Annotated in this window: 16 protein-coding genes; 12 read left to right on the top strand and 4 right to left on the bottom strand. The window is 43.2% G+C overall.

The window, feature by feature from the left end; all coding sequences use genetic code 11:
• Nucleotides 1-62: 62 nt before the first annotated feature.
• Nucleotides 63-1,286, bottom strand: a complete 1,224-nt coding sequence (locus ACKGJO_RS10745; protein ID WP_411323441.1) for an MFS transporter — start codon at nt 1,284-1,286, stop codon at nt 63-65.
• Between the two features lie 283 nt (nt 1,287-1,569).
• Here ACKGJO_RS10745 and ACKGJO_RS10740 point away from each other — a divergent pair, with 283 nt between their 5' ends.
• Both ACKGJO_RS10740 and ACKGJO_RS10735 read left to right on the top strand, forming a co-directional pair.
• Nucleotides 1,570-2,328, top strand: a complete 759-nt coding sequence (locus ACKGJO_RS10740; RefSeq protein WP_411323440.1) for a GNAT family N-acetyltransferase — start codon at nt 1,570-1,572, stop codon at nt 2,326-2,328.
• An 18-nt stretch (nt 2,329-2,346) separates the two neighbouring features.
• Entirely contained in the window at nt 2,347-3,108 is a 762-nt protein-coding gene (locus ACKGJO_RS10735; protein WP_411323439.1) for a lysophospholipid acyltransferase family protein, read from the top strand.
• A 149-nt stretch (nt 3,109-3,257) separates the two neighbouring features.
• Here the strand turns inward: ACKGJO_RS10735 and ACKGJO_RS10730 are convergent, their stop codons facing one another.
• A complete protein-coding gene (locus ACKGJO_RS10730) occupies nt 3,258-4,361 on the bottom strand; it encodes an alkene reductase (protein ID WP_411323438.1) in 1,104 nt (367 codons plus the stop codon).
• A 98-nt stretch (nt 4,362-4,459) separates the two neighbouring features.
• A complete protein-coding gene (gene thpR / locus ACKGJO_RS10725) occupies nt 4,460-5,008 on the bottom strand; it encodes an RNA 2',3'-cyclic phosphodiesterase (RefSeq protein WP_411323437.1) in 549 nt (182 codons plus the stop codon).
• A gap of 113 nt (nt 5,009-5,121) precedes the next feature.
• On the opposite strand from thpR, the gene ACKGJO_RS10720 reads away from it, so the two are divergent.
• The 5 genes from ACKGJO_RS10720 to ACKGJO_RS10700 all read left to right on the top strand — a co-directional run bounded on the left by ACKGJO_RS10720 (nt 5,122) and on the right by ACKGJO_RS10700 (nt 10,852).
• Nucleotides 5,122-6,807, top strand: a complete 1,686-nt coding sequence (locus tag ACKGJO_RS10720; protein WP_411323436.1) for a tetratricopeptide repeat protein — start codon at nt 5,122-5,124, stop codon at nt 6,805-6,807.
• 2 nt (nt 6,808-6,809) lie between these two features.
• On the top strand, nt 6,810-7,574 hold the full coding sequence (locus tag ACKGJO_RS10715; protein ID WP_411323435.1) for a DUF4292 domain-containing protein: 765 nt from the start codon (nt 6,810-6,812) through the stop codon (nt 7,572-7,574).
• Entirely contained in the window at nt 7,571-8,893 is a 1,323-nt protein-coding gene (locus ACKGJO_RS10710) for a murein hydrolase activator EnvC family protein (protein ID WP_411323434.1), read from the top strand. The genes ACKGJO_RS10715 and ACKGJO_RS10710 overlap by 4 nt, the downstream gene beginning before the upstream one ends.
• A 128-nt stretch (nt 8,894-9,021) precedes the next feature.
• On the top strand, nt 9,022-9,468 hold the full coding sequence (locus ACKGJO_RS10705) for a hypothetical protein (protein ID WP_411323433.1): 447 nt from the start codon (nt 9,022-9,024) through the stop codon (nt 9,466-9,468).
• A 4-nt stretch (nt 9,469-9,472) separates the two neighbouring features.
• Complete coding sequence (locus ACKGJO_RS10700) at nt 9,473-10,852, top strand: M28 family metallopeptidase (RefSeq protein WP_411323432.1); 1,380 nt, start codon at nt 9,473-9,475, stop codon at nt 10,850-10,852.
• Between the two features lie 473 nt (nt 10,853-11,325).
• Here ACKGJO_RS10700 and ACKGJO_RS10695 read toward each other — a convergent pair whose 3' ends face one another.
• Nucleotides 11,326-12,915, bottom strand: a complete 1,590-nt coding sequence (locus tag ACKGJO_RS10695) for a Ppx/GppA phosphatase family protein (RefSeq protein WP_411323431.1) — start codon at nt 12,913-12,915, stop codon at nt 11,326-11,328.
• A 372-nt stretch (nt 12,916-13,287) separates the two neighbouring features.
• On the opposite strand from ACKGJO_RS10695, the gene ACKGJO_RS10690 reads away from it, so the two are divergent.
• The 5 genes from ACKGJO_RS10690 (at nt 13,288) to ACKGJO_RS10670 (ending at nt 17,993) form a co-directional block, all read left to right on the top strand.
• Nucleotides 13,288-13,524, top strand: a complete 237-nt coding sequence (locus ACKGJO_RS10690) for a helix-turn-helix domain-containing protein (protein ID WP_411323430.1) — start codon at nt 13,288-13,290, stop codon at nt 13,522-13,524.
• Nucleotides 13,511-13,825 (top strand): HipA N-terminal domain-containing protein, encoded by a 315-nt coding sequence (locus ACKGJO_RS10685; RefSeq protein ID WP_411323429.1) that lies wholly within the window; start codon nt 13,511-13,513, stop codon nt 13,823-13,825. Before ACKGJO_RS10690 ends, ACKGJO_RS10685 begins: the two co-directional genes overlap by 14 nt.
• Nucleotides 13,826-13,911: 86 nt before the next feature.
• Nucleotides 13,912-14,751, top strand: a complete 840-nt coding sequence (locus ACKGJO_RS10680; protein ID WP_411323428.1) for a HipA domain-containing protein — start codon at nt 13,912-13,914, stop codon at nt 14,749-14,751.
• Between the two features lie 228 nt (nt 14,752-14,979).
• Nucleotides 14,980-15,486: a nuclear transport factor 2 family protein gene (locus ACKGJO_RS10675; protein WP_411323427.1), complete on the top strand. Its 507-nt coding sequence runs from the start codon at nt 14,980-14,982 to the stop codon at nt 15,484-15,486.
• Nucleotides 15,486-17,993 (top strand): M14 family metallopeptidase, encoded by a 2,508-nt coding sequence (locus ACKGJO_RS10670; protein WP_411323426.1) that lies wholly within the window; start codon nt 15,486-15,488, stop codon nt 17,991-17,993. The genes ACKGJO_RS10675 and ACKGJO_RS10670 overlap by 1 nt, the downstream gene beginning before the upstream one ends.
• Nucleotides 17,994-18,083 lie beyond the last annotated feature (90 nt).

Here is an 18,083-nt window from a genome sequence, read left to right as displayed (position 1 = left end):
GAAGCTAGGGTTTAGTGTACTCTTTTGCAGTGATGCCTAAAACTTAAAAGGGGGCATTGGCTTTACAGATCTTCGATCCTTTTTACATCCGCCGCAATGTACCAGTCTCTCTTCATGAAGAAGAACGAAGAGATAACGAACAGTCCGGCTGCAATAGCTGCAGCATAAAAAGTAGCATTGAGGCTGATTCCGGCATAGACCAAGCCAAGCAGATAAGGACCAAGAGCCTGACCTGTACGCATCACCACCCAATTAACTGAAAGAAAGGCTGCACGATATTCCTTGTCAGCGTAACCGGTTAGCAGGTTTAGAATACTTGGTATATTTATACCCTGTGCGGCTCCAAAGATGACAACCGGAATGATGAACCACCAGATGTTAGTGACATGGGGGATGATCAGAAAAATAGCCAGATATAGTAAAGCGGCCGTTCGGATCAGGTTGACCTCAGAAAAACGTTCGGTAAGTTTACCCAATTGAGAGGATGCATAAGCGGTCATAAACGAAGAGCCGGACAGAATGATGCCGATCCAAAAGGAATTTTGATCGAAGCGCTCATCTAAGAGTATGGTGAAAAAAGTAATGTAACCTCCATAAAGCATGATGAAGGTTAGAAAGATGCCGACAAACAGAGGCACCACCTTTTTGGATATCAGTGAGGAAGCCACGTTCGAAAAGATCTCTGACATATTGAGTCCACCGCTAGAACCTGTCTTTTCAAGTTTAATCAGCACAAAAATGCCAACCGGAATGGCTAAAAGACTAAGATAAAATGGATAGTACCAACCAAGGATGGCCAAGGCACCTCCCACTGCTGGATAGAATGCCGTGCCTATACTGAGTACACTACCATTATAACCCATGGCTGTAGCCCGCTGATTTCCGGAATAAAGGTCACCGATCAAGGTTAGGTTCAATGCACCAAGAGAAGCGCTGCCCATTCCCTGTAAAGCTCTGAATAAAAGCATCTGATCGAATGAGGTAGCATACGCACAAGCGGTTCCTGCTGCTCCAAATAATAAGAGAGATGGCACTAATACCACCTTCCGTCCAAACCTGTCGGCCAGTAACCCGAGCACCGGAGTAATGATAATGCCCGGAATAGTAAAAAAGGTGATAAGAAGCCCGATGCGTTCTGTTGAAACATCAAGAGAATCTGCAATAGTAGGAAAAGCCGGTGCAATGGATGAAACGCCCATCACTGCGGTCAAGGTTATCCCGAATATGATGTATAGATTTACATCGCGCAGGAGGGGTTTTGATTCAGACTCAGCTTGTGAAGACAAATTCAGATAGTTCGACAATTAAAGATTCTCATGAAAATCAAAGAGGCTTAATGTACAGATTATTACAGGTTTTGACCACAAAACAGCTTCATAGATATTTATTGAATTGAAGGCGGGATTTAGTGATATTTTCAGAGTTGGATCTAAAGGACTTATGCAGTATTACAATGTGATAGAATAAATCATTCGCTTCCTTTCGATCCCTCTGCAACGGAATGTTTTAAATCCGTAAAGTTGTTGGCTAAGTATTGAAAAAATTGATAAATAAAACTAAAGCACAAAGTTGAAAGCTAAAGAGAAGATCCTACCTGATATTTCAAATCACCGTTATACGGTCAGTATAGCATCTACAGACACAGAGATTGAACAGGCTTTAAAACTCAGATACGAGGTCTTTTATAAAGAGCTTGAAAGAGAATTCGATTCGTCAAAAACCATAGATGAAGATAATTATGATGAGCAGTGCCACCATCTCATTGTGAAGGAGAATGAAACAGGTAAGGTAGTTGGTACCTACCGTCTTCAGACTTATGCACAGGCGGCTGCCGGTGAGGGCTTCTATTCAGAAAGTTTGTTCAACCTAAAGGAGTTACCCGACGAAGTTTTGAAAAAGAGTTTTGAGGTCGGCCGGGCCTGTATTGAGGAAGAGCACCGTAGCGGGCGCGTGCTCTTTTTGCTTTGGAAAGGATTTGCCGGATACTTACAGGCTTTTGATCAGAGGTACTTGCTAGGTAGTTTGGGTATTCCGGCTGAATCGGCTGAGGAAGGCATTGCCATTTACAAGGAGTTAAAAGCTCGTAATTACATTCATTCGAAATATCAGATAAGCGGCGCTAAACCTTATGATTTGGAAGAATCTGATTTTGATGTAGAGCGTAAAAAAGATTTTGAGGTACCCGGACTCCTTCAAAATTATCTAAGTGTTGGGTGTAAGATCATCAGTAAGCCCGCTTATAAAAAAGACCTTGAGCTGTTTTATGTGATGGTATTTCTTGATATCGAAAATATATCTGACAGAACCCGAAAGATGTTTTTCGGATAACAAACAGTTGAAACAATTATGAGTAAGATCCGCGGATATTTCAGGCTTTTGGTTCTGGCGGTTTTTACCCTATCCGCATTTGGTATCTATTGGGTTGGTTTGTTGGGTCCTAAAGTATTGGGTAAGAGATATGAGCCCTGGCGAAATAATTTTATGCGGATCTGGGCTAATGGCGTTGCTTTTATATTCAATATGGAAGTTGAGATCGAAGGAAAACCACCACAGCCTCCCTTTTTTCTTGTTTCCAATCACCTGAGTTATCTGGATATCGTTCCGCTCTATCTGAGTCTCCGATGTACATTTGTGGCTAAAAAAGCTGTAAGATACTGGCCGGTCATAGGTTATATGGTTCATGCTGTCGGGGTGATATTTGTGGACCGTAAGCGTAAGACGGACGTAAAGCGGGTGAATGAGGAGTTGTCGAGATCCATGAATGAGTATCAGGGATTGATCTTTTTCCCGGAGGCTACCTCCTCAGGTGGTGAACAGATCCTTCCTTTCCATGCCTCACTGCTACAATTTCCCGCTGATGAGAGAATTCCGGTGCACACAGCGTCTATCTCGTATGCCACATCAGAAGATGATAAACCCGCACGGGACAGTATCTGCTTTTTCGGTGCCCGCCATGGTTTCCTGGAGCATCTGGTCAAACTTTCCCAAACCCATAAGATCTATTGTAAGATCAAATTCGGGTCAAGAACCGAACAGTCAGCAGATCGTAAGGAACTGGCCCAGAAACTGCGTGAAAATATTGAAGGATACTTTGAGCCGACTTCTTAACCTGTTTTGGATCAAAAATATTCATTGCTGCAGATGTCAGATAATTCGCGAACAGATTTTTAATTCCTTTTTATATGTGACCCTTGTAGTCTTTGTCATATATTTATCGAATTTGGGTTAGCAGGCTATTATTACGCACTATTTAAAAGCTACTTTTCATCTGCTTTCGGGTAATCAACATAACCTTCTGCACCCGGGGTATAGAAGGTGTCTTGATCCGGTTCGGCCAGAGAAATATCATTTTTCAATCGATACACTAAATCCGGATTTGAAATGAAAGGCCGGCCAAATGCTATAAGATCTCCTCTGTCGTTTTCAAGATCATCATTGGCTTCTTCAGCATTATTGTACCCACCGGAAAGAATTATCGCACCATCTTTGAAATGATCTTTTATGGTTTCTTTAATGGAAGCCGGTACTTCAGGTGTTCCCATGGCAGAGTGATCAACAATATGGATGTATAGCAGTCCCAGATCGTTAAGGGCGTCGGTAAGTTCGGTGTACTGCTTGTCGATCTCGTCGTGAATCTCAATGCCACTGAATACACCATAAGGAGAAAGTCTGATCCCGGTCTTTTCATTGCCTATGGCATCGGCGACAGCCTTTGAAACTTCAATGGCAAAACGGTTTCGGTTTTCAATGGAGCCACCGTATTTGTCGTCTCTTGTATTGGTATTTGGAGCTAAGAACTGCTCGATCAGGTATCCGTTTGCTCCGTGTACTTCAACCCCGTCAAATCCTGCTTGTATAGCGCGTTTGGATGCATCCACAAATTCCTGAATGGTAGACTGAATTTCAGTTTCGGTCATTTTCTCGGGAACCGGATAATCCTGTGGCCCTTCCTGATCGGTGTACATCTTTTCGTCTGTGAATGGGACAGGACTGGGTGCGATAATTTTTGCGCCATCAGGCATATTTAATTTGTGAGATATACGTCCGGTGTGCATCAGCTGCATAAATATCTTGCCGGCGTTTTTATGAATTTTTTCAGTAATAGGTTTCCAGGCATCACGTTGCTCGTTATTATAAATTCCCGGAATTCTAGGGTATCCGACACCATTGGGAGAGGGAGCAACACCTTCTGTAATAATGAGTCCGGCACCCGAGCGTTGTTCATAATACGTTGCCATCATGTCAGTTGGGACGTGTTCAGCAGTGGCGCGGCTGCGCGTCATGGGCGCCATAACCACGCGGTTTCGTAATGATAATGGACCCAATTCTATTTCTTTAAACAATTTAAGTGACTTCGTCATTGTTGCATTCTAAGGATTGATTGGATTTATATTTCGATCCTTTAACATTAAAGTACTATGGCGCATTCCGGTTTAGTTTTAAATTAAGCCTGTTTCTATCATAACTTATTTAGTGGATAAGTCCTGAAAATCTCCCAGAGCTCACCATTATGCTTTAGCAGATAAATGTGATCAGCTAAAAAAGTCTTTGCCATGTTTCGGTCTTTAAATTCATCCCAGGCTTTATAGAAGTTTTCTTTTGAGAGGTCCTTAAAGGCCAGTGTAATATGGGGATGATAGGGACGCTTCTGATAGTTATAACCAAAAGCATCTTCAGCACGGATCATTTTCTCAAGATTTTGCTGAAATTGCTGTAGCGCTTCAGATATTTTCACATCTATGAAGATCACTCTTGGCGGAAAGGTCGCAAAATCTTTTAGTTGAATTTTAAATGGCCTGTGTCCCTGAGCATACACTTCCAGGATTGAATGGAGTCTTGATGTATGCTCATCACTTACACGAAAGGGACTGATCAGAGTGATGTGAGGCGGGGCATTAAGCGAGTGAGAGCTTTGAAACTTTTCAGCCACCTCCAGTTTAATTTGCTGTATCTGTTCCCTCAGGGAATCCGGTGGAATGAGTGCAATGAAGTAGAGTTCTTGATTCATTAGCAGTAATTTCGTTTATAAATTATCCGTACAAATAATCATTTCTCCGGAATCCGTCAAATTACAAGCAAAAATCGCACTTTCCTGTTATACTTGACGTTAATATGACTGTTATGAAATATTTGATAGGTTTACTTTTTGGAGTTCTATTAACAACAGGCAGTTCGGCATTGGCTCAGATTCAGACTGAAGATGAACTCAGCGGAAAATCAATGTATATACAGGGTTTGGAGGCTTTCGAAAATGAAGAATACGAAAAAGCCGAAGAGCTCATATTGGAAGCAAAAAATTATCTGAGTGAATCAACAGGTGTCGATTATGCGCTGGCGGATGTCTATTTCAGGCTTGATAATCTGCCCAGTGCCGCTTTATATGGAAAAATGGCGGTTGACGGTGATCCTCAAAATAAATGGTATCGCCTTAAGCTGGCACAGATCTATCGCAGTGCCGGTCAAAATGATGCTACCCTCAGGGAACTGAATACACTGCTTGATATGTATCCGGAGGACTTCGATGCCCTGTTCATGTTGGCAGATACCTATAAAGATTACGGCGAATTCGTTCGCTCCAATCAGATCCTGGATGACATTTTGAAACTAAGGGGTGGTGATATCTCAGTATTACTAATGAAATTCAGAAATTATGAAGCACTTGCGGCCCCTGACTCCGCTATTGCCCAGCTCGAAGAGATCCGTGAACTCGATCCTGACAATCTTGAAATGCTAAATATGCTCGGTCAGTATTATGCCAATTACGGCAATGAAAATGAAGCTAAAGAGGTTCTCAGTAATGCATTGGAACGAAATGCACGCGACCCGCAGTCGCTTATTAACTTGGCAAGTCTGTATCTGGATGAACAAAAGTGGGACAGTGCAGGAACCCTGCTTTCAAACTTTGTATCTGATCCTCTAATTCAGCCCGAACAGAAAATGAATATTGCCCGATTTCTGTATTCAAGGGCCCAACAAAATCCCCAAAACGTGCAGCTGCGCATTGAAACAGAGGGGGTGCTGGATGCTTTCACCGGTACCGATCAGGATTATGGACCTGCTTTTAGTTTGTCAGGAGAATTCTATGCCCAGATGGATCAACCCGAACGTGCGCTTGAGCTGCTTGAAAAAGCCAATAAGCTTTTGCCTGAAGATGAGATCGCCTGGAGACAACGGTTACAGTTACTTTTGGGCCAACAGGAATATGAAAGAGTAATTGAAATCGGTAGGCAGGCGCATGAATCGGTTCCTGAAGATGCCTTTATACAGTTCTTTGTGGGAAGTGCTTATATGCTTTCAGATCAAAATGAAAGCGCTGAAGAGTGGCTTGAAAATGCGGCACGGGCTCCTGCACGCAGGCCTTTTAAATCGATCATATACAGTACACTTGGTGACGTTCGGGGAAACCTTGGGAAGCATGAACAGTCAGATGAGGCCTATGAGCTGGCACTAAGGTATGATGCTGAGAACGACAATGCCATGAACAATTACGCCTATAATTTATCGGTAAGGGGAGAGAATCTGGAAAAGGCTAAAGAGCTCGCATTAAAAGCTGTTGAAGTGGGACCTGACAATGCAGCTTATCTTGATACAGTGGGTTGGGTATACTTTAAACTGGAAGATTACGAACGGGCACGGAGATACATCAAAGCATCTATTGATACTGGAGGCGCAAGTGCTGAAGTTTATGAACACCTTGGCGACGTGTATGAAAAGCTGGGCAATATGGAGGAGGCAAGAAAGTGGTGGCAACAGGCGTTAGAAAACGACCCCGAACGAATTCATTTAAAAGATAAATTAAACGGATAGATTTGAGACTTCCTTTGCAACAACCCCATTATTTATTATTGGGAATGCTATTTATGTTCAGCGCCTGCAGCAGTACCTCTGAATTGACCGTGGAAGGTAATTTCCGGCCAAGTGAGGTCCCAGTTGATAAAATAGTATCGATGATCCCTGATTATTCCGGTGAACTTGTTACTCTATCCGGAAAGGGGCGTGCCATTATAAGCGAGCCGGGCAACAGCGATAGGGTGACGATCGATTTTGCAACCAATGAGAACCGTAGCCTGCTCACCATCCAAAACAGGATTGGTATTGAAGGCGGGCAGATGTTGGTGGAGCAAGACTCTATCCTCATCTATAATCGGCTCGAAAAAGAGGCTCAAAAGATATCCATTTATGATGGAAGGTTGACGAGTCTGAATGAATTGACATCTATCAACATGTTGGATCTTATCAATTTTAAGGTAGATGCGGGAAAGGTAAACGTACTGCAGGAAAACGAATCCTCTTTCAGGCTGTTAATGAATAATGGATTACGAGTGATAATTGATGGCGATAATGGCCGTGTACAAAGTGTAGAACAAACCATCAGGCAAAATTCACCATATTCCAGGATTTTCTATGAAAGCTATAGTGAATTGAATGGATATGTATTGCCAAGAAAAATTACGATATTCAGTGCGGATGAACACTCCAGGGTGGTTTTTTTAGTGCGCTCACTGGAAACAAATCCCGACCGGATCAACTTAGAAATAGATATACCAGATAACATAAAGATCCAAAGACTATGAGATCGTACGGTACAGTTAAATACATTTGTTGTTTCCTTGTTCTTTTGGTTTCAACAGGTGATCTGTTTGCACAAACCTATCAGGAAAGGCGGGAAGAGCTTTTGAAGCGTCAGGAAAATACCAGGGCAGAGATCAATGTTCTGGAAGCACGGATCAAGAACTATCAGGATAGGGTTAATCAGGCGGAAGAAAAATTTGACCGGTCCTACGAACAGTTTCAATCACTTAACAACCTTATTGCTCTTCAGGATGATAAGATACAAAGCCTGCAGAATGAGCAATCACAAATTGAGGCTGAGATAAACCTTACCGAAAATGAGTTGGATGTACGGGAGGCAGAGCTCGAACAGCTTATGGATAATTATCAGAAGATCATTATGTATGCCTATAAAAAAGGGCGCGCCGGAAACCTCGAGTTGTTACTGACTTCAGAATCGATCAATCAAATGGTTGTGCGCTCAAATTACCTGCGTAGATTTGATGAACAAAAGACTAAACAGGCCGAAATAATCCGTAATGCCAAGGAAGAACTGGATCAGGTGAAAGCTGATCTTCAGGACAGTTATGAACGCAACAGGCAGGTGATAGAAGAGATAAGGCAAGAAAAAGAAGAATTGGGAGTTCAGCGCCGGCAACAGGAACAAACGGTTGAAGAGATCAAACAGGAACGCAGCAGCTGGCTGGCCGAACTCAGAAAGACCCGTGAACAGAAAGAGAATTTAGAGAATACCTTTACCAATCTGATAGGTGCGGAAGAAGAATTGAGACGTCAGGAAAATGAACGGTTACGTAGACTGGAACAAGCTAGGAACATTGCAGACGCCGATCGCAGGGCTGCCGAAGTCGAAAAATATTCCAACTCAGTGGTGCGTGAAAACTTTGTGAGTGATGAAATTCTACTGACCTATGAAAATGAATTTGTGCAGTCAAAAGGTTTATTGCCATGGCCCGTAAACAGTAAAACCGTGGCTAAGAAGTTTGGCAGAGTACGGAATCCATTATATGGAACGAATACTGAACACCCGGGTCTTGATATTGTAACTGAATCGGCTGCCCCCGTTTTAACTGTTTCGCCTGGATACGTATTTGAGATCTTGCCACTTCGTGGATATGGAGACGTAGTTTTTGTAAAGCATGGTTCCTATTACACGGCTTATGGGAATCTTTCAAGTATCAATGTACAGGTTGGCTCAGTTCTTGACCGCGGTGATAAGATCGGAAATTCAGGCACAGCGGAATCCGAACTAGGTGAAGTACTTTTCTTTGCGGTCAGGGATGGTAATCAGTTTGTAAACCCTCAGGATTGGCTATCCCAATAATTGTGACAGAAATACCTGATAAATTCTATTGCACCTTTTAACCATCTCAAAAGCGTTGATTGTTGTATTTTTCGTTCGCGACTGAACGTGAGAACTTAATTCTTAAATCTTAATCCCACTATATAATTTTGGATAATATCCCACGGTTCGCTTTTTATGCTTCAGGTGTTTTTATGCTGTCTGCAGCATTTACATTGTTATCATCTGAGTTTTTAGTCAAAATAACGGATCCATCATATGTAGGAACCTTATTTCTCTTTGGCTTTGGCTTGGTATACATGAACATTGTGTTTGTTACCGGCCGCCGTTTTATGCGGAGACTTCAGGGCGCAAGCCCGGTTCCATATATCTTTGGTCTGCTTGTCGCTATCCCGCCACTGGTTTGGGTTCAGATCTATGATGCAGGTCTAGGAGAGGCACAAATGACGTTCATGTTTGTGGTGATCGTGGCTTGCGGATTGGGAGCTTTGTTCGGTCACCGAGCCGGTCTGAAAGCTCAGGTTCAGTTTCAAAAAAACATTCAGGAATACCTGAAAAAAGAAAGAAATTTACATAACAACTCGAATAATAAATGATCCTATGAAAATATTTAAAACTATTATTTTAAGCCTGGCAACCGTTCTGTTTGCATTGAGTGGAGTCTTGGCTCAGACCTTGCAGACAGAAGTTTTGCGGGATATCGGAGCGGCTCCGTCAGCAGAACGTATTGAAGCTGATATTACCAAACTTGTTGGTTTTGGTACCCGTCATACACTGTCAGATACAACGTCTGAAACAGAAGGTATCGGCGCTGCCCGCCGCTGGCTAAAAGCTGAATTTGAACGTATTTCGGAGAATTGTGGAGGATGCCTCGAGGTATTTTACGTAAGTGATTATGTAGGTGGGGAAGAAGGAAGTCGTATTCCTGAACCGGTGCAAGTGGTAAATGTGGTAGCTATTCAACGGGGTACAGCTGATCCGAATCGATTTGTGGTAATGAGCGGTGATATTGATTCCCGTGTAAGCGATGTAATGGATGCTAAATCCATTTCTCCCGGAGCCAACGATAATGCCTCTGGCGTGGCGGGTGTCTTGGAAGCGGCTCGTGTGTTAAGTCAATATGATTTTCAAGGTTCTATCATGTATGCTCAACTTTCCGGTGAAGAGCAGGGATTGTTTGGAGGAGAGATTCTGGCTGAATATGCTAAAGAGCAGGGCTGGGATATAAAAGGAGTGTTGAATAATGATATGATCGGTAATATTCAGGGTATAAACGGAGTGATTGATAACACTACGGCCCGCGTATTTTCAGAAGGAACCCGTGCTGTTGAGACCGAACGTGAAGCTCGTATTCGCCGCTTTACCGGTGGAGAAGTAGATTCACCATCCCGTAATCTGGCTCGCTATGTCGACAAAATGGCTGATCTTTATATCAGAAATCTTGATGTGATGATGATCTATCGCTTGGATCGTTTTGGCCGAGGTGGGCACCACCGGCCATTCAATGATGCCGGTTTTCCGGGTGTGCGTATCATGGAAACCAATGAAGATTATGTGCGCCAGCATCAGGATATCAGAACCGAAGATAGTATAGAGTACGGAGATGTTCTCAGCGAAGTTGAATTTGATTACGCTGCAAAACTAACAGGCTTGAACGCCGTGGTTATGGCTGGTATGTCGTGGGCTCCGAGCCCACCGGCTGAAGTACAAATTTCCGGCGCGGTTCGACCAAGTGCCACTCTAAGCTGGAAAGCACTTGATCCGGATGAGAATCCACAATTGGCCGGTTATAAGATCTATTGGCGACTGACCGATTCCAACCAATGGGAGAAAAGTGTACTTGTACCTGCAGATGTAACTGAGCACACATTGAAGAATGTTGTGATCGACAACTACTACTTTGGTGTAGCCAGTGTCTCCAAAGACGGCTTCGAAAGCCCGGTCGTATTTCCCGGTCCTGCCGGCTCTTTTGGTGATTAAAATAAAGTACAGCGGCTCACTGAGCCGCTGACTCCTTATCTTACTCTGATAACTACATGCTCCGACGCATAGCGTCTAAGCAAGGGGAGTTGATAGTAGTCTGTGGTAGTTAGATTTCATTGAGTAGCTCCGCTGTTCAATGCCGTTAAGAGGCTCTGCCTCAAAAAAGTTTGTAAGGAATGAATTCCATTAATCTCGCTCCTGACGCTCTGCGTAGGAGCTTTTTTTGTTTGGGAAGTACTGAATAACTACTGGACCTTGGCAACTCCTCACCCTCACCTTTGTTTCCTCTCCCGGGAGAGGAAGACGCTATGGTTATTTTAAGAGTTTCTAAGAGGATCTCACCAATGGCTACAATCTAATATTCAGTATAAAAACCAGCCAAAGAGCCTCACCGCTCGGGCGGGGATTGAGGGGTGGGTAAAAGGTCACCAAGGATCCAAAAACCAACTAATCGACCACCACATAATCTATCAGCCTATCCCGGCCTCAATAATCCGCTCAATCTTAAGCTTCTTGCCGGTCATCTGTTTAAATAGGTCAGATTTTCGTTCGGCTCCCCAGATCTCAAGATAGGGTTCGCCCTCAGTCCGGATATTGATCTTGATCTCCTTATCACCGGAGTAAACCTGAAGGTCCTTCACGTTCTGATAGTGACTGCGATCCAGTCCATCCGCAATACGCAAGATACCGGACAGTTTTTTGATGCGCTTTCGAATGGCCGGCTTCAGTTTCCAGTACTCACCATGTCGTTTCTTTGGCGTAGAACGCCTGTGATAACGGGCCACATTGGCTATGATCTCGATCTCCTCTTCTTTAAATCCCTTCAGATCTGCATGTCGGATAATATACAGGGCGTGTTTATGATGTTTGGAATGAGAGATGTAATACCCGATATCATGCAAATAAGCCGCGTATTCAAGCAGCTCACGATCCGTTTCATTCAGCTCTAATTCATCATCCAGGGCATCAAAGATGGTCAGGGCCATGTTGGCTACGTGGCGGGAGTGATTTTCGTGCCAGTCTGTTTTGCGAAGCAGTTCAAAGACGCTTCGCCGGCGTGGATCCGACATCTCTCCGGTCCATGGCAATCCGATCATTTCTTTTTTCAGGTATCGGATCACTATCCCCTCACGAAGTGCCTGAGAAGAAATGCGGATCTTTCGGATCCCAAATTTTCGTATCAGATAATCAACCAGCACCACACCGGTATTGATGAATCCAACCCTTTTGGTTTCAAGGCCGGTTACTTTTTTGCGCTCCTTTCGGTTCAGCTTGGTGAAATAGTCATAGAATTCCTTGAATTCCTCAGCTGAAAATTCAAGTTCATTTAAGGTAACATCCGTTGGGATGTTCTTTCGGGCGGCTATCATCTGGGCGATGTTCTCCATGGTTCCGGACGAACCGATGATGGTATCCGTTCTGTGCTGGGCAAAAGCCTGAGCCACATCCCGGAGTTCTTCCTCATAATGTGCCTGAAGCTTTTGGATGTCATCTTCAGTGATAGGATCGGAGGGTTTAAAGATCTCAGTCATGCGGGAAACCCCGATTTTTTTGCTGGCCAGGTAAAAGAATTCACTGTCATTACCGATGATGAATTCGACACTGCCACCGCCCACATCTGCTACCAGGGCAGGTTTTTCGGTAAGCTTCATACCATGACGCACTGCAAGTCCTATGAGTTCCGCTTCCACACGACCGGGAATAGCCAGCATTTTAATACCAACCTCATCTATACTTTTCTGGATGAACTCGCCGCCGTTCTCTGCTTCCCGGATGGCACTGGTGGCATAGGCCAGGATCTTTTCACATTCATAACTGTCTGCCAGCCGTTTGATATTCTTCAGGGCAGATAGTCCACGTTTGAAGGCCCCCTCGGAAAGTCGCTTTCCCATGCCGCCCTTGGCCATTTCAACCATCTCTTTGAGCTTGTCGAGCGTGCGAAAGCTACCATCTGAATAAACATCGACAATGATAGCATGAAAGGAGTTGGTGCCAATGTCGATGGCGGCAATGCGTTTGATGGGGATGATCTGACTGGCGCTGTTACTGCTGATGATCAAAGCTGAAATTGGGTTGATTGATGTACGATTGAAGCATAAACAAAAGTAGGGAGTTTTTACAGGTTTAAAATTGGATCATTCTACATAGTTGAGAATAGCTTTTGTGCTCAATTAAACTGGGGTGTATTCTCTTATGAAGTGAGAGCGTAAATGTGCTTGTTCATTTTACAGAAAGTTTTAAGTATCTTGGATAAGAGTAAAATATGGCTACAGCAGTTATTATAGCTTTTATATATTTATCAAAATTCGGATCTTAGTAAGAATAATTATTATTACCGCTGTAGCAGTAAAACTTGTAATTTCTCTTAGAGTACTAGCAATAATTACTAGATAACATTTAAATAAACTGTTATAACAGTAAATAAAAGCATTATGGAAGAAATTGGTTTGATCATAAAATGTCATCGAAAAAAAAGTAACCTGACTCAGGTTCAATTGGCCGATCTGGCAGGAGTAGGTAAAACGGCTGTATTTGATATTGAACACGGAAAAGAAACGGTTCAATATGAGACGCTACAAAAAATATGTAAGGTTTTGAATATATCAATCGAATTAGAAAGCCCTATGATGGAACCCTGTAAAAAGGAGGTAGTCCATGCGAAAAGCTGACGTATTCATGGATAAAAACCTAGCCGGACTTCTGGTTGAAGAGGAACTGAATAAAAGCTATCGGTTTATTTACAATACAGACTACGAAGATGCACCCATTTCAGTAACAATGCCGGTAAGAGGCAGCGAATTTAAGTATGTTGCATTTCCTCCCTTTTTTGAAGGATTACTTCCAGAGGGCGCAAATCTGGAAGCCCTATTGAGAATCAAAAAAATAGATCGTAATGACCTATTTTCTCAATTAATGGCGGTGGGTGAAGACATGGTGGGTGCAGTGACAGTAAGGGAGGTGCAGGAGTGAAGCGCTGTCCTATTACATATGAATCCATTTCGGAGGGAATCTATAGTAAAACTGGGCTGAATAAATTAAACCCTGCACTGAAGAAATTGCATCCTTTACCCTTCGATCAAAAGGAACAAATTCGGGAAGCGCAAAAGCGCATGACAAAAATGTCTATAGCCGGGGTTCAGCCAAAACTAAGTGCACAGTTAAGCATAAAGGATAGCACCTTTAAAATTGTTGATAGGCACGGGAGCTTTATTCTGAAACCGCCATTACCAAATTACGACCAGGTCCCTGAAAATGAAGACCTGACCATGCGGATGGCGAAATTAGCTGGGATAGAGGTTCCGTTGCATGGTTTAACGTATGCGAAAGATGAATCACTCTTATATTTGATAAAGCGATTTGACCGAAAAGGAAGGTCCGGAAAAATTCATGTGGAAGATTTTGCACAGGTAGCCGGAATGAGTCGTGATACCAAGTATAATTACTCTATAGAAAAAATAGTCTTACTGATAGATAAATACTGCAGTTTCCCCATGGTTGAAAAAATGAAGCTATTCAAGAGAATTTTGTTCAGTTGGCTTACCGGGAATGAGGATATGCACCTTAAGAATTTTTCACTTGTTCATAGAGACCAAAAGATTGAATTATCACCTGCATATGATCTTCTGAATACTTCGATCATCTTATTCAGTCCTACAGAAGAAATGGCACTTCCTTTAAAAGACAAGAAAACTAACTTTACAGGGTCTGTGTTCTTCGAATATTTAGGAATGGAGATAATGGGATTAAATAAAAAGGTACTTTCAAATATTGAAGAAGAAGTAAGAACAGCACTACCTGAGTGGGAAAAATTGATAGAGATCAGTTTTTTGAATGACTATAAAAAGGAAGCGTATATACAGATCATAAATGAGAGGATTAAGGTTTTAATCCAATGAGAAATGGGAAACTTTTATTAATGCTCTTCTAATTTTGCGGAGGTTTTGGCTGACTGAAACTCTGCTTAAGCAAATAAATTACTTGTTGTAGTAGATAGTTTTGTATAAAGATATCCATTCCAGTTTTTCTATTGATCATAAATTGGGGCTGCAATTCCAAGAAAAACTCCTTGCCCAATCCTTATGTATTGGCTACCATAGGCTAACTCTGAATCCAACCCAATATTTATGCGATCCTTGCTGTTACTTCTATTGATCCCAGTTATGTTTTTGGTGGCTTGCCAACCCAAAGAAACTCAGTTGCCACCATCACGGGATGAGGTTGATGCCTTACTTGATGACTGGCATGAGGCTGCAGCGAATGGTGATTTTGAACGTTATTTCAACCATTTTGAAAACGATTCTTCCATCTTTATGGGAACAGATGCCACCGAGCGGTGGACTGTTGCCGAATTCAAGCCTTGGTCAAAACCGTATTTTGAGGATGATGGGGTGGCATGGACTTTCACTCCGACCTTTCGAAAGATCTATTTCTCAGATAATGGGAAGGTGGCTTGGTTTGATGAAGAACTGGATACACCTAACCTTGGACCGAGCCGGGGAACCGGGGTTTTGGTAAAAAATGAAAATGGGTGGAAAATTGCCCATTACAACCTTACTATCCCTATCCCCAATTCCATTGTTGATGATGTGGTTGAAGAAATCGAATCTGAATTAAATAAATCGGCAGAATAATGAAACGTAGCATATTACTGACTTTACTCTTAGGCTTATTCCTGAACATTCCGGGATGGGCTCAAATCCAATCCCCGGCTGAATATCTGGGATATGAGCTTGGAGATCAATGGACTCCCCACTATAAGGTACTGGGATATTTTCAGCACATGGCTGATGAATCTCCTTTAGTGACCCTGACTCAATATGGAAAGACCAACGAGGGACGGGAGCTGGTTTATGTTGTGGTGACCTCCCGGGAAAATCAGAATAATATTGAAGAGATCAGGCAAAATAACCTGAAGCTGACCGGACTGGTTGAGGGTGAGCCCACAGCCAATCAAAAGGCCATTGTCTGGTTGAGTTACAATGTGCATGGGAATGAGACCTCTTCCAGTGAGGCAGCCATGAAGTCCATTCATGAATTAGTAACGCAGAGAACCGACTGGCTTAATAACACAGTGGTGATCATGGATCCTATGATCAATCCTGACGGTCGTGACCGGTATGTGAACTGGTACAGAACCGTGGTTGGAGAGGAATTCAATCCGGATCACGATGCCCGAGAACACCATGAGCCATGGCCGGGTGGACGTACAAACCATTATCACTTCGACCTGAACCGTGACTGGGCATGGCAGACACAGGTAGAGAGTCGCCAGCGAATTATAGCATATCATGAGTGGATGCCTCATGTACACGTTGATTTCCATGAGCAAAGCTATCGTTCTCCGTATTATTTTGCACCGGCTGCCGAGCCGTTTCATAATGCTATCACTGACTGGCAGCGAGAGTATCAGACCATGATCGGTAAGAATCACACCAAATATTTTGATAAAGAAGGTTGGTTATACTTTACTAAGGAGTCATTTGACCTTTTCTATCCTAGCTATGGAGACACATGGCCCACTTTCAATGGGGCTATAGGCATGACCTATGAGCAGGCCGGTGGCGGTTTTGCCGGATTGGGTGTTTATAAGCCTGAAGGTGATATTTTAACGCTGAAAGACCGATTGCTACATCATCACACCAGTGGTATTTCTACCGTAGAGATCACTTCACAGAATCATGAGCGCGTGATCAATGAATTCAAAACCTACTTCGATAACACTATCGAGAATGGATCAGGCCAATACAAAACTTTTGTGGTTAAGAAAAGCAGTAACCCTGATAAAGTATCTATGTTACTTCAGTATCTGATGAAGCAAAAGATCGAGTTGGGGATGGCCTCCAGATCATCCAATGCCAATGGATATGATTTCTCCACCGGCGAAGCCGGGAGGGTTTCTGTGGAAGAAGGGGATTACGTGATCAGTACCTATCAGCCAAAAGGTACTCTGGTTCGGGCATTGTTTGAGCCAAACCCTGAACTGGTCGATTCACTAACGTATGATATTACGGCATGGGAAGCTCATTATGCCTACGGACTTGACGGTTATGCCGTGACGGGCAGGATCGATACAGAGCCTGTTCAGTCAACGGTCGAAGAGGAACTGACACCAACAATCGAAAAGCCATATGCCTATCTTGCCAAATGGAATTCCCTGGATGACATGAAATATCTGTCACAGATCCTTAAGAAGGGTGTGACAGTCCGTTATGCTGAAGAAGCCTTTATCCTGAATGGGAATAGTTACAAACCGGGTACCCTGATCATTACCAGAAATGGGAATGAGAATTTAGGAGATCGGTTTGATGAGATAGTTAAGGACGAAGCAGCTTTATTGAACCGAATTGTAACGCCGGTTGAAACGGGTTTTGTGGATTCCGGTAAAGACTTTGGTTCCTCTTCAGTACGTCTTATCGAAACCCCTAAAGTGGCACTTATCTCAGGAGAAGGCACGAGTGGTAATATGGTAGGCCACATCTGGAATTTCTTTGATCAACAAATCGATTATCCGGTTACCATGATCAATACCGATGATATTGGTTCGGTTGACTGGAGTGATTATCAAGTGATCGTAATGCCAACGATGTACGGTAGCGTAACAAATGATGCCAACCTGTCTATGATCCGGGAATGGGTAAGGAATGGCGGAACACTGATTGCGATGGATGGTGCCAACAGTGTGTTGGCCGGAAAGGAAGGCTTTGCCCTGAAGCGTAAAACAATGGATAGTGAAGGGGAAGATGATACAGATCCAAAGGATAAATTGAGGGTTTATGGTAATGCGGAGCGTGAACGTGCTTCCGATTCCAACCCGGGGAGTATTTATGAGATCTCAATGGATACTACTCATCCACTGGCCTTTGGATACGATGAGACCTACCTATCCCTAAAACGGGGTACTGATGCTTACGAATACCTTGACAATGGATGGAATGTGGGAGCGGCTAAACCAGGTGCCCATCGTAGCGGTTTTACCGGAGTTGATGCCCAAAAAGAGCTGGAACACACCCTAACCTTTGGTGTTCAAAATATGGGCGCAGGTGAGGTTGTTTATATGGTTGATAATCCCCTCTTCCGTGGATTCTGGCACAATGGTAAATTACTGTTCGGAAACGCTCTGTTCTTTGTAGGGAATTGATGGTGTTTAGGTGCGAGAGTATTTAAGTGTTACGGTATTATAGTTGGTATCAACCTATAACACCGTAACAACTTCGCACTGTAACACCAT

The sequence above is a fragment of the Gracilimonas qinghaiensis genome (assembly GCF_046602855.1).
Taxonomy (GTDB): domain Bacteria; phylum Bacteroidota; class Rhodothermia; order Balneolales; family Balneolaceae; genus Gracilimonas.
Note: the sequence above shows the minus strand (reverse complement) of the source record. Positions and strands in the feature narration are given on the sequence as shown.